The organism is Paraperibacillus esterisolvens, from assembly GCF_046237625.1.
Classification (GTDB): Bacteria; Bacillota; Bacilli; order Bacillales; family DSM-1321; genus Paraperibacillus; species Paraperibacillus esterisolvens.
Genome location: NZ_CP143545.1, coordinates 3,323,174 through 3,340,599, shown reverse-complemented (window position 1 = coordinate 3,340,599; position 17,426 = coordinate 3,323,174). Strand labels below are relative to the sequence as shown.

The 17,426-nt window shown below is 45.5% G+C and carries 15 protein-coding genes; 11 read left to right on the top strand and 4 right to left on the bottom strand.

Translation table 11 applies throughout. From position 1 onward, the window contains the following. The first annotated feature begins 413 nt into the window (after nt 1–413). Together V1501_RS16790 and V1501_RS16785 are read left to right on the top strand one after the other, a co-directional pair. Nucleotides 414–1,202 (top strand): efflux RND transporter permease subunit, encoded by a 789-nt coding sequence (locus V1501_RS16790; RefSeq protein WP_409289894.1) that lies wholly within the window; start codon nt 414–416, stop codon nt 1,200–1,202. Beyond that, nucleotides 1,199–2,455: an efflux RND transporter permease subunit gene (locus V1501_RS16785; protein ID WP_409289892.1), complete on the top strand. Its 1,257-nt coding sequence runs from the start codon at nt 1,199–1,201 to the stop codon at nt 2,453–2,455. The genes V1501_RS16790 and V1501_RS16785 overlap by 4 nt, the downstream gene beginning before the upstream one ends. 72 nt (nt 2,456–2,527) lie before the next feature. Here the strand turns inward: V1501_RS16785 and V1501_RS16780 are convergent, their stop codons facing one another. Then, on the bottom strand, nt 2,528–4,828 hold the full coding sequence (locus V1501_RS16780; protein ID WP_409289890.1) for a YhgE/Pip family protein: 2,301 nt from the start codon (nt 4,826–4,828) through the stop codon (nt 2,528–2,530). Between the two features lie 284 nt (nt 4,829–5,112). On the opposite strand from V1501_RS16780, the gene thpR reads away from it, so the two are divergent. The 5 genes from thpR to V1501_RS16755 all read left to right on the top strand — a co-directional run bounded on the left by thpR (nt 5,113) and on the right by V1501_RS16755 (nt 10,814). Then, the gene (gene thpR / locus V1501_RS16775) at nt 5,113–5,664 is read left to right on the top strand and encodes an RNA 2',3'-cyclic phosphodiesterase (RefSeq protein WP_409293422.1); all 552 of its coding nucleotides are present in this window, start codon (nt 5,113–5,115) and stop codon (nt 5,662–5,664) included. Between the two features lie 32 nt (nt 5,665–5,696). After that, nucleotides 5,697–6,674 carry an NERD domain-containing protein gene (locus V1501_RS16770; protein WP_409289889.1) on the top strand — a complete coding sequence of 326 codons (978 nt, stop codon included), beginning with the start codon at nt 5,697–5,699 and terminating at the stop codon, nt 6,672–6,674. Continuing rightward, the gene (locus tag V1501_RS16765; protein ID WP_409289887.1) at nt 6,649–7,608 is read left to right on the top strand and encodes a diacylglycerol/lipid kinase family protein; all 960 of its coding nucleotides are present in this window, start codon (nt 6,649–6,651) and stop codon (nt 7,606–7,608) included. Before V1501_RS16770 ends, V1501_RS16765 begins: the two co-directional genes overlap by 26 nt. 13 nt (nt 7,609–7,621) lie before the next feature. Continuing rightward, a complete protein-coding gene (gene pulA, locus V1501_RS16760) occupies nt 7,622–9,760 on the top strand; it encodes a type I pullulanase (RefSeq protein WP_409289885.1) in 2,139 nt (712 codons plus the stop codon). A 274-nt stretch (nt 9,761–10,034) separates the two neighbouring features. After that, entirely contained in the window at nt 10,035–10,814 is a 780-nt protein-coding gene (locus tag V1501_RS16755) for a phosphotransferase (protein ID WP_409289883.1), read from the top strand. Here the strand turns inward: V1501_RS16755 and V1501_RS16750 are convergent. Continuing rightward, complete coding sequence (locus V1501_RS16750) at nt 10,811–11,089, bottom strand: YtzH-like family protein (RefSeq protein ID WP_409293421.1); 279 nt, start codon at nt 11,087–11,089, stop codon at nt 10,811–10,813. The two genes, V1501_RS16755 and V1501_RS16750, sit on opposite strands and share 4 nt — an antisense overlap. A 173-nt stretch (nt 11,090–11,262) precedes the next feature. On the opposite strand from V1501_RS16750, the gene trmB reads away from it, so the two are divergent. Together trmB and V1501_RS16740 are read left to right on the top strand one after the other, a co-directional pair. Beyond that, entirely contained in the window at nt 11,263–11,904 is a 642-nt protein-coding gene (gene trmB / locus V1501_RS16745) for a tRNA (guanosine(46)-N7)-methyltransferase TrmB (RefSeq protein ID WP_409289881.1), read from the top strand. Between the two features lie 300 nt (nt 11,905–12,204). Next, nucleotides 12,205–13,053, top strand: coding sequence for a YtnP family quorum-quenching lactonase (locus V1501_RS16740; protein ID WP_409289879.1), 849 nt, complete (start codon nt 12,205–12,207; stop codon nt 13,051–13,053). A 41-nt stretch (nt 13,054–13,094) separates the two neighbouring features. Here the strand turns inward: V1501_RS16740 and V1501_RS16735 are convergent, their stop codons facing one another. After that, the gene (locus V1501_RS16735) at nt 13,095–13,403 is read right to left on the bottom strand and encodes a hypothetical protein (RefSeq protein ID WP_409289877.1); all 309 of its coding nucleotides are present in this window, start codon (nt 13,401–13,403) and stop codon (nt 13,095–13,097) included. 154 nt (nt 13,404–13,557) lie between these two features. Between V1501_RS16735 and V1501_RS16730 the strand changes: the two genes are divergently transcribed. Both V1501_RS16730 and V1501_RS16725 read left to right on the top strand, forming a co-directional pair. Further along, the gene (locus tag V1501_RS16730; RefSeq protein ID WP_409289876.1) at nt 13,558–14,631 is read left to right on the top strand and encodes a M42 family metallopeptidase; all 1,074 of its coding nucleotides are present in this window, start codon (nt 13,558–13,560) and stop codon (nt 14,629–14,631) included. Nucleotides 14,632–14,651: 20 nt separating this feature from the next. Continuing rightward, a complete protein-coding gene (locus tag V1501_RS16725; RefSeq protein WP_409293420.1) occupies nt 14,652–15,173 on the top strand; it encodes a DUF84 family protein in 522 nt (173 codons plus the stop codon). Nucleotides 15,174–15,287: 114 nt separating this feature from the next. Here the strand turns inward: V1501_RS16725 and V1501_RS16720 are convergent, their stop codons facing one another. Beyond that, nucleotides 15,288–17,351, bottom strand: a complete 2,064-nt coding sequence (locus V1501_RS16720) for a methyl-accepting chemotaxis protein (RefSeq protein WP_409289875.1) — start codon at nt 17,349–17,351, stop codon at nt 15,288–15,290. Nucleotides 17,352–17,426: the final 75 nt, after the last annotated feature.

The window sequence follows — 17,426 nt, the reverse complement described above, 5'->3', positions numbered from 1 at the left end:
GCTTCCGATCAAATACGTAATAGTTAATCCTTCAGCCCTTGGAAAAAAGGCTGTCAGGAGAGTCAAAATGTAACTCAATTTACCTTGATAAACAAAATAACCAGCATAACTAATTAAAAACTCACCTGAGGTTGGCAGGGCCCGGTTCCAGAAAAAATGCTGCTATTAGGATCAAATAGCTGTGCTGTTCAAATAAAGAAGTTAAATGCTGCATACAGAGCCTCCAAAATTTTGAACTCATTTGCAGGTTAAATGAACCCTAAAGCTTTATTGGGAAAGTCCCTATGAGTTTGGTTTTTATAAAATATTTTACCTTATTCGAGAAGCGGCCATTTCATTTTAATAAAAAATTAATTCTTTACTTCTCTATGATCTGTGTCTTTTTCTTTTTCCGAAATGTCAGGAGCACTTTATTGATTGCCATTTCACTGCCGATTTCGTTACTGGCAACAACAGCTATCTTAAAAGCAATGGGTATTACTTTAAACATTTTAACCGTTTCAGGTCTAATTGTGGCAATGGGGCGAATAGTCGACGACTCAATTGTCATCCTGGACAATATGTATAGAAAACGCGAAGAACTTAAGGAAGAATCATTACTTTCTATTTACACATCATCTGTTGTTGAAATGATCCCAGCAGTACTGGGCTCCACCCTTACAACGATAGCTGTGTATATTCCGATTGCTTTTGTCGGAGGAGTGATCAGTGCTTCATACAGCGGTTTTGCCTGGTCTGTCGTTATAGCTCTCATCATTTCATTCTTTGCAGCAATGCTTGTTATCCCTGCCCTTGCTTTCATGGGGTGGAAAGGCGGGAACGGAGAAAAACAAACGGTCAAGCTCGATGAAAGAATGAAACCAATCCTTCAATCTGCTTTCAAGCACAAGAGAACCATGATAGCCTTTTCAATTTTAGTGTTCTTAGCTGCCGGCATTTATTCTGCTTTCCTCCCAGTAAGTTTATTACCTAGCGGAAAAATCGGTCAAATTGCCATAAAAGCAGAACTTCCAAAAGGGAGCACCTTAATACAAGTCGATTCCGAAGTACAAAAAATTGAAAAAGCATTAAAAGAAAAGCCGAGAGTCGATGCCTATTCAGCCAATTTCGGTTCAACCATGACACACAAAGTGATGATGTATTCGATCAGGGCGGCGGATTTATCACATATCCTAACGTCGCTAACCTATCCGTTGTGTTGAAGAGTGACAAAGATGCTGATTCTGTCGTCAAACAATTACGACAGCAGCTGCCATCCATTTCGAAAGATGTCACTTATACAGTAACCAGCCAAAACATTGCTGGTGATGATTCACAAATGCGGATTCTGTTTACAGGCTCCGACCAGGCAGCTCTGGATCAAGCTGCACAAGAGGCAAGAACTGAGCTATCAAAAATTGCCGACCTAAGTGTAGATGGCAAGGTGGATCTGACAAATGGTTCACCTAAGTATAAAGTAGCGTTTAACCAAAAGGTGATTGAAGATAAAGGTATAAAAGCTTCTGACATTTTAACAGTTATCAACCGTTACATGTCCTTATCTAAGGATGCTGCCATTTCGGTAGATCACATAGCACTGCCTGTGGACCAATATTTGGATCAAATAGCGACAGGAGAAGATTCAGTTCTTTCAGTAAATGCAACGGCCGATGATCTAATGGCTTCTCTTTCTGCTGAAAAAATAGCTGATTCTAATGGTGAGATGATACGATTTGACCAAATCGCTCAGATTTCAAAGGATAACTCTCCTTCAACAGTCAGTGAACGGGACGGCCAGCCATTCTCCGTAGTGACAGCGCAGATAACATCCATTGATATTAGTAAAGTTTCCAGTCAAGCGGAGAAAATACTGAACGGCATGAATCTCCCAAAAGATGTAAAGTACTCATTGGGAGGAATTCCTGAGCAGGTTAAGGGGATGATTTTTGACATGAGTATTGCTGTTGCGTTTTCAATCCTCCTGGTATTACTGATTATATCTTCAATATTCAAAGGCTGGAGAGCTCCATTATCAGTACTATTAAGCATCCCGCTTGCTTTGAGCGGGGTAGTTGTCGCACTAATTTTATTTCACGGGGAATGGAATCTGGCTGCGCTGATCGGGATTCTCATGCTTACAGGTATTGTAGTGACCAATGGCATCGTGTTAATTGATAAGATTGATAGAAATCGAAAAGCAGGGATGCCTGTTAAGGAAGCTGCATTAAATGGCAGTCTTTCGAGAATCCGCCCCATTTTAATGACAGCTGCAGCAACAGTCCTGACATTGCTGCCGCTTGCTTTTTCACACAATGCTGATACGGTCATATCCCAAACGCTCGGCATTGTCGTAATTGGCGGGATGATAACCTCAACCATCAACAGTTTCATTATCATTCCAATTATTTATGAATGGCTGCATAGAAAGACAGCTTCACAATATGTTCATGAAAATAATCAAAGCAGTGTGGGATAAGAATAACATACAACAAGGCATCTTGTTGAGGTGACAAAAAAGGATGACAGCATAGGCTGTCATCCTTTTTACTTACGCATTTTGTTCTTGTAAGTGGGAGCCCCGCTTAAAGCTCCAGGTGAAGAATAGTGCTGTCAGCAGAGCCGCTGCACTGAAGAAAGCGGAGAGAATGGCCGCATTATGCCACATGAAATCAAAATCGCCAGTTGAGATAACCGATCTGAATCCTGCTACAGCATATGTCATCGGCAAGAACTGTGCGGCCTTTTGGAGGATGGATGGCACAAGTTCAATCGGATACGTACCCGCACTGCTGATCAGCTGCAGAACCAATATTAGGATCGCAAGGAAGCGTCCTGGATTATCCAGTGAAGTAACAAGAAATTGGACAATGGCCAGGAAAGTCCAGCTAGTGAGGATACTGAGCAGGATGAATAATGGAATGCTCTGAACCTCAAGGCCAAGAAGCCCAAGCAGTGCTATATCTGCAAGCACTGCCTGACCTATCCCGACAAGGAGCAGGACGGCTGCTTTTCCACCGAACCAGCTGAGTCCGCCGGCCGGCATGACTGCCGGTTTACGAAGCGGATAGATGACCGAGACAACCAGGGAACCTACAAAAAGGCTGAGAGGCAGGAAGTAAGGTGCAAAGCCTGTACCATAGTTAGGAACATGATGGAGCTGGGTTTCTTTGACCTGGACCGGTTTGGCAAACATATTATACACTCCATCGTTTGCCTTGACCTTTTCCGTCTCCCGGGAACCATCATTTAATTTACCCTGTAATTCCTGAGCACCTGCAGAAAGCTTATCCATACCATTTACAAGATTTCCGGATCCTCCATTCAGCTGGCCGATTCCTTTCAGCAAGGATGATCCGCCATCGGATAGTTTTGTCATGCCTTTAACTAACTCGTTAGAACCGCCTGACAGATTTTCCAGACCGCCGGACAATTGGCCGGCACCTTCTGCAAGACGTTCTGTTCCACCCTTGAGCTGCCGAGAGCCAGCGGCAAGCCTTGTCATGGCAGCAGATAAATTTTTGCCGCCGGACTCGAGACTGTCGGCTCCAGCCTGAGCTTCCTCAATTTTTTCCCCGAAAGCAGCCAGGCCATCTGAAATCCGGCTCTGACCTTCGTCAGCCCCGCTGGCACCGGCTGCCAGGCTGTCTGCGCCGCTTCCTATTCTACCTGCTCCGGCAGACAGACTGTTAAGACCCTGGTCGACAGCGCTGCTGCCAGCTGCTAATTTCTCGACCTGGGCATTGATTTTATCAAGCTTTGCTTTCTCTGCAGGATCTGTACTCTGTTTCGATAGAGCTTCAATCTGTGCCTGGAGTTCACTTAAGCCGCCCGTAACCTGTTTGGAGCCTTCTGCAGTCTGATCAGCACCCTTTTTCCACTCTGCCGTGCTTGATGCCAGCTTATCTGCTCCTGCCGAGATGGTATGTGTACCTTCCTGGACCTTTTTGGAGGCAGCCAGCAATTGTGATTGACCTGATTTCATTTTGGTAAAGCCGCCATTCAGGGTAGAGAGCCCTTTAGAAAGATCAGCAGCACCCGCAGAGGCCTTTTCCAGCCCATTTGTGAAAGTAAGCGATTTTTCTGCAAGCGTTTTTAAGTTTGCTGAAACGGTATCTGTTCCATCCTTTACCTGGGATATGCCGCCATTAAGCTGTTTAGAGCCTGAAAGGGCGGTATTGATCCCGCTCTGAAGGCTGCCTGCGCCCGTTTTGACTGAATTCAGCCCTTTATCAATTTTGTCAGCGCCATTCTTGGCCGAATCAATGCCTTTATGAAGCTCGCCAGCCCCGTCGCCAGCATCCTTCAGTCCTTTAGATACATCTTTTATATTTGCAAACATGGCTTCTGCATATGTTTTAGTAACTTCACCGGATATTTCTTCTTTTAATTTTTCAATGGCAGAGTCACCGATCTTAGAAGTTAAATAATTCGCTCCTTCATTCGGAGTATATATTAATTCCAGATTTTTGGGATGTTCCGATTGAAGGGTAGCAGCATTTCTTGAAAAGTCCTTTGGTATCACGATCTTTAGGTAATAGTTTTGGTTCTGCAGTCCGCGTTCTGCCTGCTCCGGGCTGACAAAATGCCAGTCAAAGGTCTTCTTTTCCTTCAATTTATCTGCAAGTTCGTCACCAATCTTAAGCTGTCTGCCCTCATAGACCGCACCCTTATCCTGATTGACTACGGCTACCGGCAGATGGTCTACACGGCCATAAGGATCCCAGAAGGCCCATAGATAGGATCCAGCATAAATCAAAGGGATGAATAGGATCGCGATGATGGCAATCAGAAGTTTTTTTGTTTTAAAAATGTTAAGGAATTCACCTTTTACCGAATTGAGCAATTTCAAAACGCTCGTCTCCTTTCTTGTCGATAACTAAGTTGACTATTTTGTCCAAACGGTCAATTTGGTTCAAAAAAAGAGGATTTTAAAAATCCTGCTGATGCATACCCGACTTTGACTAAATGGTTAAATCAGTCATTTCATACTTATGTAATATATCATATCCCTCTTCACTTAACAACATTTTTAAAAAACGTGAAACAGGACTTTTGCTAAAATGGGTACATTATTATATAGGTAAATTAACAGATATTAATGATAAAATCTAAAATAGACAGGGAGATGTTCGTATCGCTCACTCTAATTATTTTTATGCCGTAAAGCTGCCTGACGCAGCTAAGCAATATATCCAGGATGTATTTAAAAAATCAGGAGACCATCTTCCATTTAAAAAATGGGTTCATCCGGCCGATTATCATATTACACTGGCTTTCCTGGGTAAAGCAGATGAATTGAAATTAGAAGAAAGCATCAATAAGGCAGCGGACATCGCCCGCAAAAGGAAGCCGTTCGAACTTATGCTGGACGGAGTGGGGACATTCGGCCCTGTTTCTGCCCCGAGAATACTGTGGGCAGGAGTAAAAGCAGTGCCTGAATTGTTTGAATTGCAGCAGGCCGTTTATTCTGCCTGTGAAGAATCTGGCTTCAGCCTTGATAAAAAGTCTTTTAAACCGCATATCACCACTGCCCGCAAATATACGGGGGATGAAAAGTTTTTTAAAGAAAATCTGCCGATGTTAGGTGAATTCATCTTTACAGCGGACCGCTTTACCCTATACAAAACAAATATGGGCGAAAGTCCAAGTTATGAGACAGTATATGACTTTGCCTTAATAGAATGAAATAAAAGGGATGTACAAAAGGAGAAAATCAGATGGGACAGCTCATTAAGCTTCAGGATTACGTTTCGCGGTATGAACAGGATATATATCGGTATCCAGCCCAATTTGTAAGATTGAAAACACAGCAGTGGCAAAAGTTAAAGACTGGGTTTGAATCTGGCGAACCAGCCGTAAGCTTGGCAGAAAGCGTGCATCTTCAGCCCCCTGCCGAGGAGAAGGGAATGCTCGGCCGGGTGAAAAGTATATTTAAAAAAAACGCCAAGGAAGAGGAAGCGGAAGAGGAACATGAAGAAGCTCCTGCTAATGAGGAGTCAGAACTGGAGCTGATGATGCCGCATGCTGCCAGAAGCATCGACGAGTTAAAGAGGAACTTCCTCAATCAGATATTTAAGTTCCAGCTTAAATGGGCAAGTTCAACACTACAGGAAAAGTCAGCAGTCGATCAAATTTTTTATTTCGATGAAAAACTGAAATTTTTCCTGCAGCGTTTCCCTGACACATGCCTGGTGCTATACAAGCCTGTTTTTCAGCTGCAGCAGGCTCCTGTCGAGCTGGATATCATCCTGGTATCACCTGTTGATATATGGTGCATAACGATTCTTGAAGGGGAGGAAGATGCTGCATTTCTTCCAATGAAAGGGCGCTTCTGGATGAAGAAGGCTCCAAAGAAGGAAGAAAAAAAGGTATTGAACCCTCTTCTTTCTGCCAATAGGACAGCTGCGGTGGTGAACAGGCTCTTGACTGCAAACCACATAGATCTGCCAATAAAGAAGGTGATCCTGACACGAAATGGCTACATTGATTACCCATCGCCGCCCGGGGACGTCCTCTTTGTTGATAAGAGAAGCTTTAAGAACTGGTTTGGCCGGATCAGGGGAATCAAGACTCCGCTTAAACATGCGCAGCTCAGGTCAGCCCAAGTACTGCTTGATCACTGCCGGACTTCCTATTATTCAAGGCAGGACATAGAAGGAGTGAAATTCGATGGAGCCAGTGGAGAGGATATATAACAAGGGAGAATCCCTTCACTTCATCATTAATCCTATGGCGGGGAATGGGAGAGCATTGGTTTTTTGGAATAAGATGGAAGGGGAGCTCCGAAAACGGGGTATCGTGTTCACACGATACTTTACCGAGGGGCCGGGACATGCCAGACAAATTGCTGCAGAGATATGCATGGCCGCAAACGGCAGGATCATAATTGCTGCGGTAGGCGGAGACGGCACCATACACGAAGTGGTTAATGGGACTGAAGGATTTTCGGATGTGAGGGTGGCTGCTGCGGCTGCCGGCTCTGCAAATGATTTTGCCAGGGGATTTTCTGCCCCTTCAACTCTTCAGGAAACCCTAAAGCTTTTTATCCATCCTGATCCGCCCGTCAGAGCAGTAGATTTAGCGGAATGTACATCAGGTGGAATACGGACTCTTTTTGTGAATTCTGCGGGCATAGGCATAGATGCTGAGACTGCGCTGGAAGCGGGACGCTCACGTTTGAAAAAGGTGTTTAATAAATTGAGGCTGGGCGGCCTCGTATACATCCTCATCTTTTTAAAGAAACTATTCACCTATGAACGTCCAGAAATGACGGTCCAGGTAGACGAAGCTTCCTATACATATACGAATGTCTGGTTCATTGCCGCCGCGAATCAGCCGTATTTTGGCGGCGGTATAAAAATTGCCCCTCATGCGGTTCCTGATGATGGAGAGTTAAATATGATAATAGTGCATACGATTTCGCCAATTAAATTGTTATTTGTGTTTTTATCCGTTTACTGGGGCGGACATTTAGGAATAAAGAACGTAGAGAGCTTGACCTTCACGGATGCAATGATCACAGCAGATTCCAACACGGCCGTGCAGGCGGACGGCGAATGGGCTGGTTCCGGCTCGTGCAGGGTCAGCATCTCAAAAAAGAAACTTACCATCATTCCTAGAATTGGCTGAGGAGGCACAGCAGGTGGAAAATAGCAGACCGTTTTTGGCATATCTTGATGCGGAAGACCTGGTGACGATTTTGGTCCCGCATGGCGGCAGTAAGATGAAGGCCGACACCTTTTATTTAACAGCGGAGAATGAAGACCGCATAGAACTGACTGTAAAAGAGACCCTGCAGCTGGAAGAGCAGGTGAAGTATGTATGTAAACCGGCTTCTGAAGTCCATATCGGCACCCGATATGATGTGTGGGACAGTGAGGGCCATCATGCGAAGCTTCTGGCTGGCGCCATCATAAGAACTGAAAAATTCGATCAGATGTTTTACTACAGCGGGGAAGACCTTGGCGCGGAGTATACCGTGGATAAAACAGTCTTTAAAGTATGGGCGCCTACCGCTGCAGATGTGAAGGTGATCCTCTATGAGGAGAATGGCCGGCCATTTCAAGCAGAGCCCTGTGTCAGGGGTGATAAAGGGGTCTGGACCAGTGAGGTTTCAGGAAACCTTGAAGGGCTGCACTATAAATATAAAGTTCTCATAAATGATACATGGGAAGAAGCGGTCGATCCCTATGCCAAGGCGGTCGGGTTGAATGGGAAGACCGGCGTAATCGTTGATTTATCCAAGACAGCGGTAAAGAGGCCAGAAATGACTCCGTTTCCGAACGCAACGGATGCCATTATTTATGAAGCGCATATCCGTGATTTCTCCATTCACCCCGACAGCGGAATCAACCGGAAGGGCACATACAGGGGGTTTGCTGAAGAAGGCACAATTTCAGGTTCCGGTAAGAAAACCGGTCTGGATTACATTGAAGAACTCGGCATTACCCATGTGGAGCTGCAGCCCTTCAATGACTTTGAAGGGATCAGTGAGACAGAGCCTCTAAAGGAGTACAATTGGGGCTATAATCCGCTTCATTTCAACGCTCCGGAAGGCAGCTTCAGCTCAGACCCGGAAGACCCTTATGCCAGGATCATAGAGCTGAAGGAAATGATAGCCGCCCTCCAGGAGAGAAATATCAGGGTGATCATGGATGTCGTTTATAATCATGTGTATGAAAGAGAAACCTCTCAATTTGAGAAATTAGTGCCCGGCTATTATTTCAGGCATGACGAATTCGGCCAGCCCTCCAATGGCACTGGAGTAGGAAATGATTTTGCCTCGGAAAGAAAGATGGCCCGGAAATTCATATTGGATTCAGTCAAATACTGGCTGAAGGAATATGGTCTCAATGGATTTCGTTTTGACTTGATGGGGATACTCGATGTCGAGACTATGAACCAGGTAAGGCGGGCTGCACATGAGCATGATGAGAGCACGATTATCCTCGGTGAAGGATGGGATCTGAATACCCCGCTTCATCCAGGGGCCAAGGCAACCCTTAAAAACTCAGGCAAAATGCCCGGGATTGCCCATTTCAATGATTGGTTTCGTGATACGGTCAAGGGCAGCACCTTCAATATTTATGACAGGGGCTTTATCCTTGGCAGCACAGGCAAGACAGAGGCACTTGCCCGGCTGATAAGGGCAAGCATCAATATGGGGAAGGATTCTCCAGGCTTATTTAATGAACCGGATCAAACAATCAATTATATTGAATCTCATGATAACCATACCTTATGGGATAAGCTTTCCCTATGCAGTCCAGACGAAAGTGCTGATGTACGCATGAACAGGCACAGGCTGGGGACGGCTATTGTGCTCCTGTCGCAGGGAATTCCTTTTCTCCACAGCGGGCAGGAATTCTACAGGACTAAGAATAATGTCGAAAACAGCTATAAATCTCCTGATCAAATCAATTGGCTTGACTGGAGCCGGAGGGACCAATTCCAGGAAAATGTAGAATATGTCAAAGGATTGATTGCAATCCGGAAAAACTATCCGGCTTTCCGGCTTACCTCGGCTGCCGAAATACAAAATCACTGCTCCATTTTATACAGAGATGCCCATACCTTGATTTACTGTCTGGACTATGAGGATTCTAAGGCGGTTGTCGTTTTATATAATGGAGACGAAGAGAAAGAGATATCGGCGGATATGGCCGGAGAATGGGATATGCTTTCAGACGGCACCAAGGCGGGGCTTGAACCAATTAAAAAGCTGGACGGATTATCTTTTACAGCAGCGCCGCTCAGGGCATATGTATTCATCCAGCAATAAAATCCTTCATACACTTGACGGGAAAACCCCTTTTCAACTAAAATTTAAAAAGATGGCTATTTGTAGCTGTCTTTTTTTACTATTGCATAATTTAGTGCGACAAAGCGGCGCCAAGCACTGCCAGAACATGACTGGGAAGAGCTGTATACTGATAAACTTAATAGAACGCTAAATATAGACTGTTTGTCACTGGCTTAGAACAATGAAAATTCTGTTCATAAAATCAGGATTTTTCTGGAAATCCTGTTAATCCGTAAAATTGAAGGTGAACCATTTGGAATATTTATTAGGCCGGGATTGGGAGATATCCCCAGCCGGAGGAGCTACAGGAGAAGCCTTCATAGCTAAGAATAATGACCAAAAGCTGTTTCTGAAAAGAAACTCTTCTCCATTCCTTGCCGTTCTTTCAGCAGAAGGCATAGTCCCTAAGCTCGTCTGGACAAAAAGGCTGGAAAATGGGGATGTCATTACGGCTCAGCACTGGCTGAACAGCAGAGAACTTAAACCTGATGAAATGAATCAAGAGAATGTAGCTAAACTGTTATATAAAATCCATCAGTCCCACCCTCTATTAAATATGCTGAAGAGAATGGGTAAAATCCCTTTAAAACCGGAGATTCTTTTGGAAGAAATTAAGTCGGGCCTTGCTCCGTCACTGGCTGAAGATGAGATCATCCGCCAGGCCCTGGAATTCCTTGAGTGCAAGGTAGGGTTTGTTACTTGTGATGATTGGGTGGTCTGCCATTCAGATGTGAACCATAACAACTGGCTGCTCACACAGGATGAAGAATTATATCTGATTGATTGGGACGGCGCCATGATTGCCGATCCCGCGATAGACCTCGGGATGCTCCTGTACTGGTACATCCCGAAGCATGGCTGGGCAGAATGGCTGGAGCTTTATGGAATGGAATTATCCCCTGAACTGGAACTAAGGATGAAGTGGTATGTGGTCTGTCAGACGATATTATCCATACAGTGGCATTTATCCAAGGAGCGTTTTGAAGAAAGCAGCCATTGGCATGAATCGCTTGCAAGCTTCCTTCTTGGCTAGGATAATTCCCCTATTTCCTCCACCCACTGGGCAATCTGATTCTGATGGGACAGGATATGGCTGTCCAGATCAAGTGAAGACCTGCCGCCCTGGCTGTACCGATAGATTTCCTCTAATATACTTTTTACATTTGAATTCACATCTGTGTTTACCATGAGTGATTTGATCAGCCGCTCGAGCTGTTCGCATTCTGCGGCAGAACCGCAGGCATCAGCCTGATGGCTGTTCAGAATATCTGTCAGCAATGTAACCTGGTGTTCATAGGACAGCGGCATAATAGCACGGCCTTTCTGTGGGAATATAGTGACCTGCACTTATAGAATACCTGGTTGCCCCCGCTTTTATACTTCTGCCGGGTTTAAAGGGCTGACTCTGTCTGCAGCCTTTTTTTGTTTAATTATCACGCTTGCAGCATAAGCTGAAGAAAAATAAGGAGTGTAACAAATCAATGCGTACTCGCCATAAGCCATGGGCCAAAGAAAAGCTGGATTCATACCCGCAATATGCCATCGGTGAAGGAACCCGGCACCGGGGGGAATGGGACAAAGTTTTCGGAAACGAAAACCCCCTGCATATTGAAGTCGGCACCGGTAAAGGAAGCTTCATAACAGGAATGGCCAAAGCCAATCCGCATATCAACTATATCGGAATCGAGCTCTCGCCGAGTGTCATCATTACGGCGCTTGACCGGATTATCGAGGAAGAATTGCCAAATGTGAAACTGATGAATGAAAATGCAGGCGATCTTGAACAATTCTTCGCAAAAGGAGATGTGGACAGGGTATACCTGAATTTTTCCGACCCATGGCCAAAAACACGCCATGAAAAAAGGCGCCTGACATTTAAGACCTTCCTCGGCGTATATGAAAACATTATGCGGGACGGTGGAGAAATCCACTTTAAAACGGATAACCAGGCCCTGTTCGAATATTCCCTTTCAAGTCTGTCCCAATATGGCATGACTCTCCTCGATGTCCGTCTCGACCTTCACAACAGTAACTTTGAAGGAAATGTCATGACAGAATATGAAAAGAAATTCTCTGAAAAAGGCAGCCGGATTTATCGTCTGGAAGCCAAATTCAATAACTGATGTCCAAGCCCCTGCCTGATGATTGGCGGGGGTTTTTTGCGGTCAGTCCCAGTTTCCTGGTTCAGGGCCGGGTCCCTGGGGGTTTAGGGGGAGAGGCAGGCTGCGTTGGTAAGGATATGGAGTATTTGCTGGATATGAAGGCCTTTTTGCAGGCGCAACAGGGATGAAAAGTCCTTCATTAGGGGTATAAAGTACTTTTTGGTGCCGGATCAGGGATGAAAAGTCCTTCACCTTTGGTCCAAGCTCAGGCTTCCACACCCGCCTCTGTAAATGCTAAACTAAAAGCAGGAGGGGTTTAATGTGGAGATATTAGAAGCAGCGGGCTTTACCTTGACCTGGCTTGATGGGGGAGTCACCTATCTTGATGGAGGGGCCATGTTTGGCGTTGTCCCCAAGGCGTTATGGGCGAAAAAGTATGATGTGAATGAGAAGAACCAGATTGAGCTCAGAACTGATCCAATCCTTGTACAGAAGGATGGGAAAAACATCCTGATTGAAAGCGGAATAGGAAGAGGCAGGCTGACTGAGAAGCAGATGAAGAATTACGGTGTGACCCAGGAATCGAATCTTTCTGAATCCCTGGCTGAAGTCGGCCTTCGGGAAGAGGATATTGATATGATTCTCCTGACACATATGCATTTTGACCATGCCTGCGGCTTGACCAGGGAAGAAGCCGGCGAGTGGAAATCCATCTTCAAACAGGCGGAAATTTTCACTTCAGAAGTGGAATGGAATGAAATGCGCGAACCGAATATCAGATCCAGGAATACATATTGGAAAGAAAACTGGGAACCCATTCAATCACAAGTGAAAACGTTTACGGGAGAAATGGAAATTTTGCCGGGCCTTAAGATGGTCCATACAGGAGGTCATAGTGACGGACATTCCATCCTGATTTTTGAGGATGGAAAAGAGACAATTGTCCATATGGCAGATTTAATGCCTACCCATGCACACTCAAATGTGCTATGGGTGCTGGCCTATGATGATTATCCGATGACATCGATCAGTCAAAAGCAGAAATGGATGGAATATGGGCTCGGCAGGGATGCCTGGTTCACTTTTTACCATGATGCTGTATACCGTTCAGTAAAATGGGATTCATCCGGTAAGGAAATTGTTTCAGATATCAAAAGAGATAAGATATAAGAAGAGTAAGGGCAGCCCATAAATCATGGGCTGCCCTTACTTTAATGGGAAATCAAGTTAAGGATTGTGCCGGTCTTAGAGTCGGCTATGAATTCGTATTGTTCATTCATGTCCCCGGAAACTTTCGTAATGCCGCCTCTGTAGACGGTATATGGGATGCTGTGATGTTCATAGGCTTCCGGCTTCATAATGATCCATGAACCTTGTATTCGGCCGTCTTTTTTCAGGACGGATTTCACATGGGAAAGTATTGTTTCCGGCGGTGTATCAGCGGACTGCCGGGCCATTTTTGCACCATAGCCTGCCGCGAATCCGGCTAAGGCCCCTAACGCAAAGGATTTCCAATTCAAATGTATCCACCTCTTTATAATATCTTATTGTCATTGTGGTTATAGTATAGCAGGAATTATTAGGTTTTTGCCTGTACGAGTTGCAATTGTGGTAAGAGTTCACATTTTTCTATAAAATTAGGATGCTCATTAAATGCAGGAAGGGGCTGTCTAGATGAATCGGGAAACGTTGGATTTATTTAAAACTTTGACTGAACTGCCGGGTGCACCCGGTAATGAATATTTAGTAAGAGATTTTATGAGGAGCGAGCTTGAAAAATACTCAGATGAGATTGTCCAGGATAAGCTTGGGAGTATTTTCGGTGTAAAAAAAGGAGAAAGCGGCCCGGTTGTGATGGTAGCGGGACATATGGATGAAGTTGGGTTCATGGTCACAGGAATCACTGACAATGGGATGATTAAGTTCCATCCGCTGGGCGGATGGTGGAGTCAGGTGCTGCTGGCTCAACGTGTCCAGGTTATCACTAAAAATGGTCCGGTCATTGGAGTGATTGGTTCCATTCCTCCTCATTTGCTGTCAGAAGCCCAGAGAAAGTCACCGATGGATATGAAGCATATGCTCATCGATATCGGTGCCGACAACAGGGAAGACGCAAGGGCTTTCGGGATTATGCCGGGGCAGCAGATCGTGCCGGTCTGTACGTTTACTCCGCTTGCAAACAAAAAGAAAATCATGGCCAAAGCTTGGGACAACCGATATGGATGCGGACTCGCCATTGAACTTATGAAAGAATTGCAGAATGAAACCCTTCCCAATACCCTGTATTCCGGTGCCACGGTCCAGGAGGAAGTGGGGCTCAGAGGGGCGCAGACTGCTGCTGCACTTGTCAAGCCTGACATTTTTTATGCGCTTGATGCAAGTCCTGCAAATGATATGTCAGGAAATAAGCATGAATTTGGCCAGCTGGGCCAGGGAGCGCTGCTCCGGATTCTGGACCGCACAATGGTGATGCACCGGGGAATGAGGGAGTTTATCATCCAGACGGCAGAGGATAATAAAATCCCTTATCAATACTTCGTTGCACCAGCCGGAGGTACGGATGCCGGCAGCATCCATCTGTCTGGAGAAGGCGTGCCAAGCGCCGTCATCGGAATCTGTTCAAGGTATATCCACACCTCAGCAGCCATCATGCATGTTGACGATTATGCGGCAGCAAAGGAACTATTGATCAAGCTGGTAAAGAGTACGGACAAAACGATGGTTGAAACCATTCATCAAAATGTTTGATAGGAAGGGCTGATTATATGATAAAAGCTGCGATCGGAAGTCATAATCCTGCCAAAGTCGGAGCAGTCCGGGACGCGCTTGGTTCCATCCTGGCGGAAGTGATTCCTAAGGATGTACCATCAGGAGTTTCAGAACAGCCTTTTACAGATGAAGAAACGATCCAGGGGGCAATCAACCGTGCTGTGGGAGCGCTTAAGGCATCAGGGGCAGATATCGGCTTTGGGCTGGAAGGAGGTGTCGTTCAGACTGAAAGAGGTGTGTTTGTATGTAACTGGGGCGCACTCGCGACTGGGGATAATGGAGTGATCATTGCGGGCGGCGCAAGGATCCCGCTGCCGGTAGAAGTGGCTGGCCGGCTTTTGGCTGGAGAAGAGCTTGGGCCGGTCATGGAAGATTTTACGAAGATGAAGGAAATCAGGAAGAGTGAAGGGGCAATTGGGGTATTTACCAATGGGCGGATCAAAAGGAATCAAATGTTTGCCCATATAGTCGAAATGCTGCTTGGGCAGTGGGAATATGCAGAGGCTGAAAAAGGGCGCTGAACATATCCGTTCAAATTATGTAACTGGTTGTTAAGAAGCGGAATTCAACTTACTTGTATACGGGATTTCCAAAAACAAAAAGGCTGCGGAAATGGCTCCACAGCCTTTTTAATTTTATTCAGCAGCCCTTGTTCTTTTCCTCACCAAGCTGAAACGGCTTCCTCGAGCGGAAGACGCCTTCTGCTCGGATTCTTGTGATGGGCTATTCAGCTGGAACTGCGAAACGACCTCCTGGAGTCCGGATGCAATGACACTAAGCTCCCCGGCAGCTTCGTTTACCTGGGAAATGGCATGGCGCTGGGTCTCACTTGCGGCGCTTACCTGCTGGGAGGAAGCTGCTGACTGCTCGGAAATCTGATGGACAGCCCCCATGCGTTCATTCAGCAAAGAATTGGCATGCTGTACATCTGTAATTGAATTTTCGACCGCATGGATTTTCTCACTGATTGAGGAGACGCTTGATACGATATTTTCAAAAGCGCTTTTCGTCTGATTGACCGACTGGCTTTGTTTCTCTTTGTATTCGTTGAATTTTTTTGCTTCCCCCATCAGCTTCGACATCTGGTGGTTCATGCTTGTTATCAGTGTCTGTATATTTGCAGCTTCAGACTTTGACCGTTCTGCAAGCTTCCTGACTTCATCGGCAACAACCGAAAAGCTTCTGCCGGCATCCCCGGCCCTGGCGGATTCAATTGCGGCATTCAGTGCAAGGAGGTTGGTATTGTCAGCGATTTCCTGGATGGTTCCGACGATTCCAGATATTTCAAGGGATTGGCGAGAAGCTTGTTCAACCTGACCGGCCAGATGGCCGGCCAGCTCCATGAAGCTGCCAGATACAGATTCCAGTGCCTCAATGACCACAAGGCCTGACTGGCCTTCCTGTTCAGTTCTTTTTGCTTCAAAAGCTATCATCCGCGCAGCATTTTCCGAATTGTCAATTGAAAGAGCGGCATCCATGATGACCCGGTTGCTTTCCTCAAGCTTGGCCGTCTGGATGCTGGCTCCGGCGGCCACCTGCCGGATGGCTTCATTTACTTCCCCGGATTGTGCGGATGTCTCCTCAGAAATGGCGGCAAGGCTTTTTGACGACGAGTGGAGCCGTTCAGCTGACAGCATGACACTGGTAAGGGAAGTATACACTTTTTCTGCCATGAAGTTAAACGTATCAGCAAGTTCTCCCATTTCATCATTTGCTATTTTTTGTACACGGGCTGTCAGGTCTCCATGCCCGATTTTTTCAGCGCCGCGTTTCAGTGAGGCAATGGAACGGCTGATGGCCCTTATCAGATATAATCCCGCCAACAGCAGGGATGCGGTCAGGATAATCGTTATGAGAAGGGAAGCCAAAAAGATCATGCGGGATTGGCGGGCTATACTCGAGCCAAGCTCTCCCTCAGCTGCCATAACCTTTGTATCCACTTCATAGGCAGCATTTTCTACCGAAGTCCCAGCCTTATTAAAAGATTCAACATAGTCCTCTGTTATGAAATAATTGGCCATCATAATTTTGGTGGATTCAAAAAACCGTTTAAATAATGGTAGGAGATTTTTCTTTTGTACAGGTTTTAATTCAGAAGATTCAACAGTCTGTTCAAAAGTACTTGAAAGTGCCAGGAATTGCTTATACACTTCTTCATCTTTGGTTATCAGGAACTGTTTTTCAAACATGGTGAGTTCTGAAAACTGCTTAGAGAGGGCTTCGCTTTTATTTTCAGCAAAGAATTCAATGATGTTTTTTTCTGCAGTGGAAATTTTGCCCTTTAATCCTTCGCTGGGGTTATAGCCGATCTCCTGGTACATGTTAATAAGAATGAGAAATTCTGTGCGGTAATCACTGGCGGATTTTTCAATCTTTTTGAAAAGAGCCGCTATATCTGGAAAATCGGTATATTCCTTGGCCAGGTCACGGGCTTTTGTCCGGACCTGGAGGTTGTTTCTTACTGCCATCTCAGAAGTAATTGACATAGGCTCCCGAAGATATTGCTGTTCGAACTTCCTGGTTACTGCCATATTGTACTTAATGTCTTTACTTGCAGTGACCGCCTTATTCAGCCGAAGCTGTTTAATCCCTGCAGAGTTTTGGAGTCGGTTGGAAATAATATTGAAGGTTCCGAGCAGGATAGCACTGCCTATGGCAATGATAAGCATAAACCGTACTTTAGCCTTTATTGTTTTCATGTGTCATCTCCTTTATTGGGTATAATATCCTATTATTTCTTAATTTAAAGTAATTTCTGACAATTCTCAACTTAT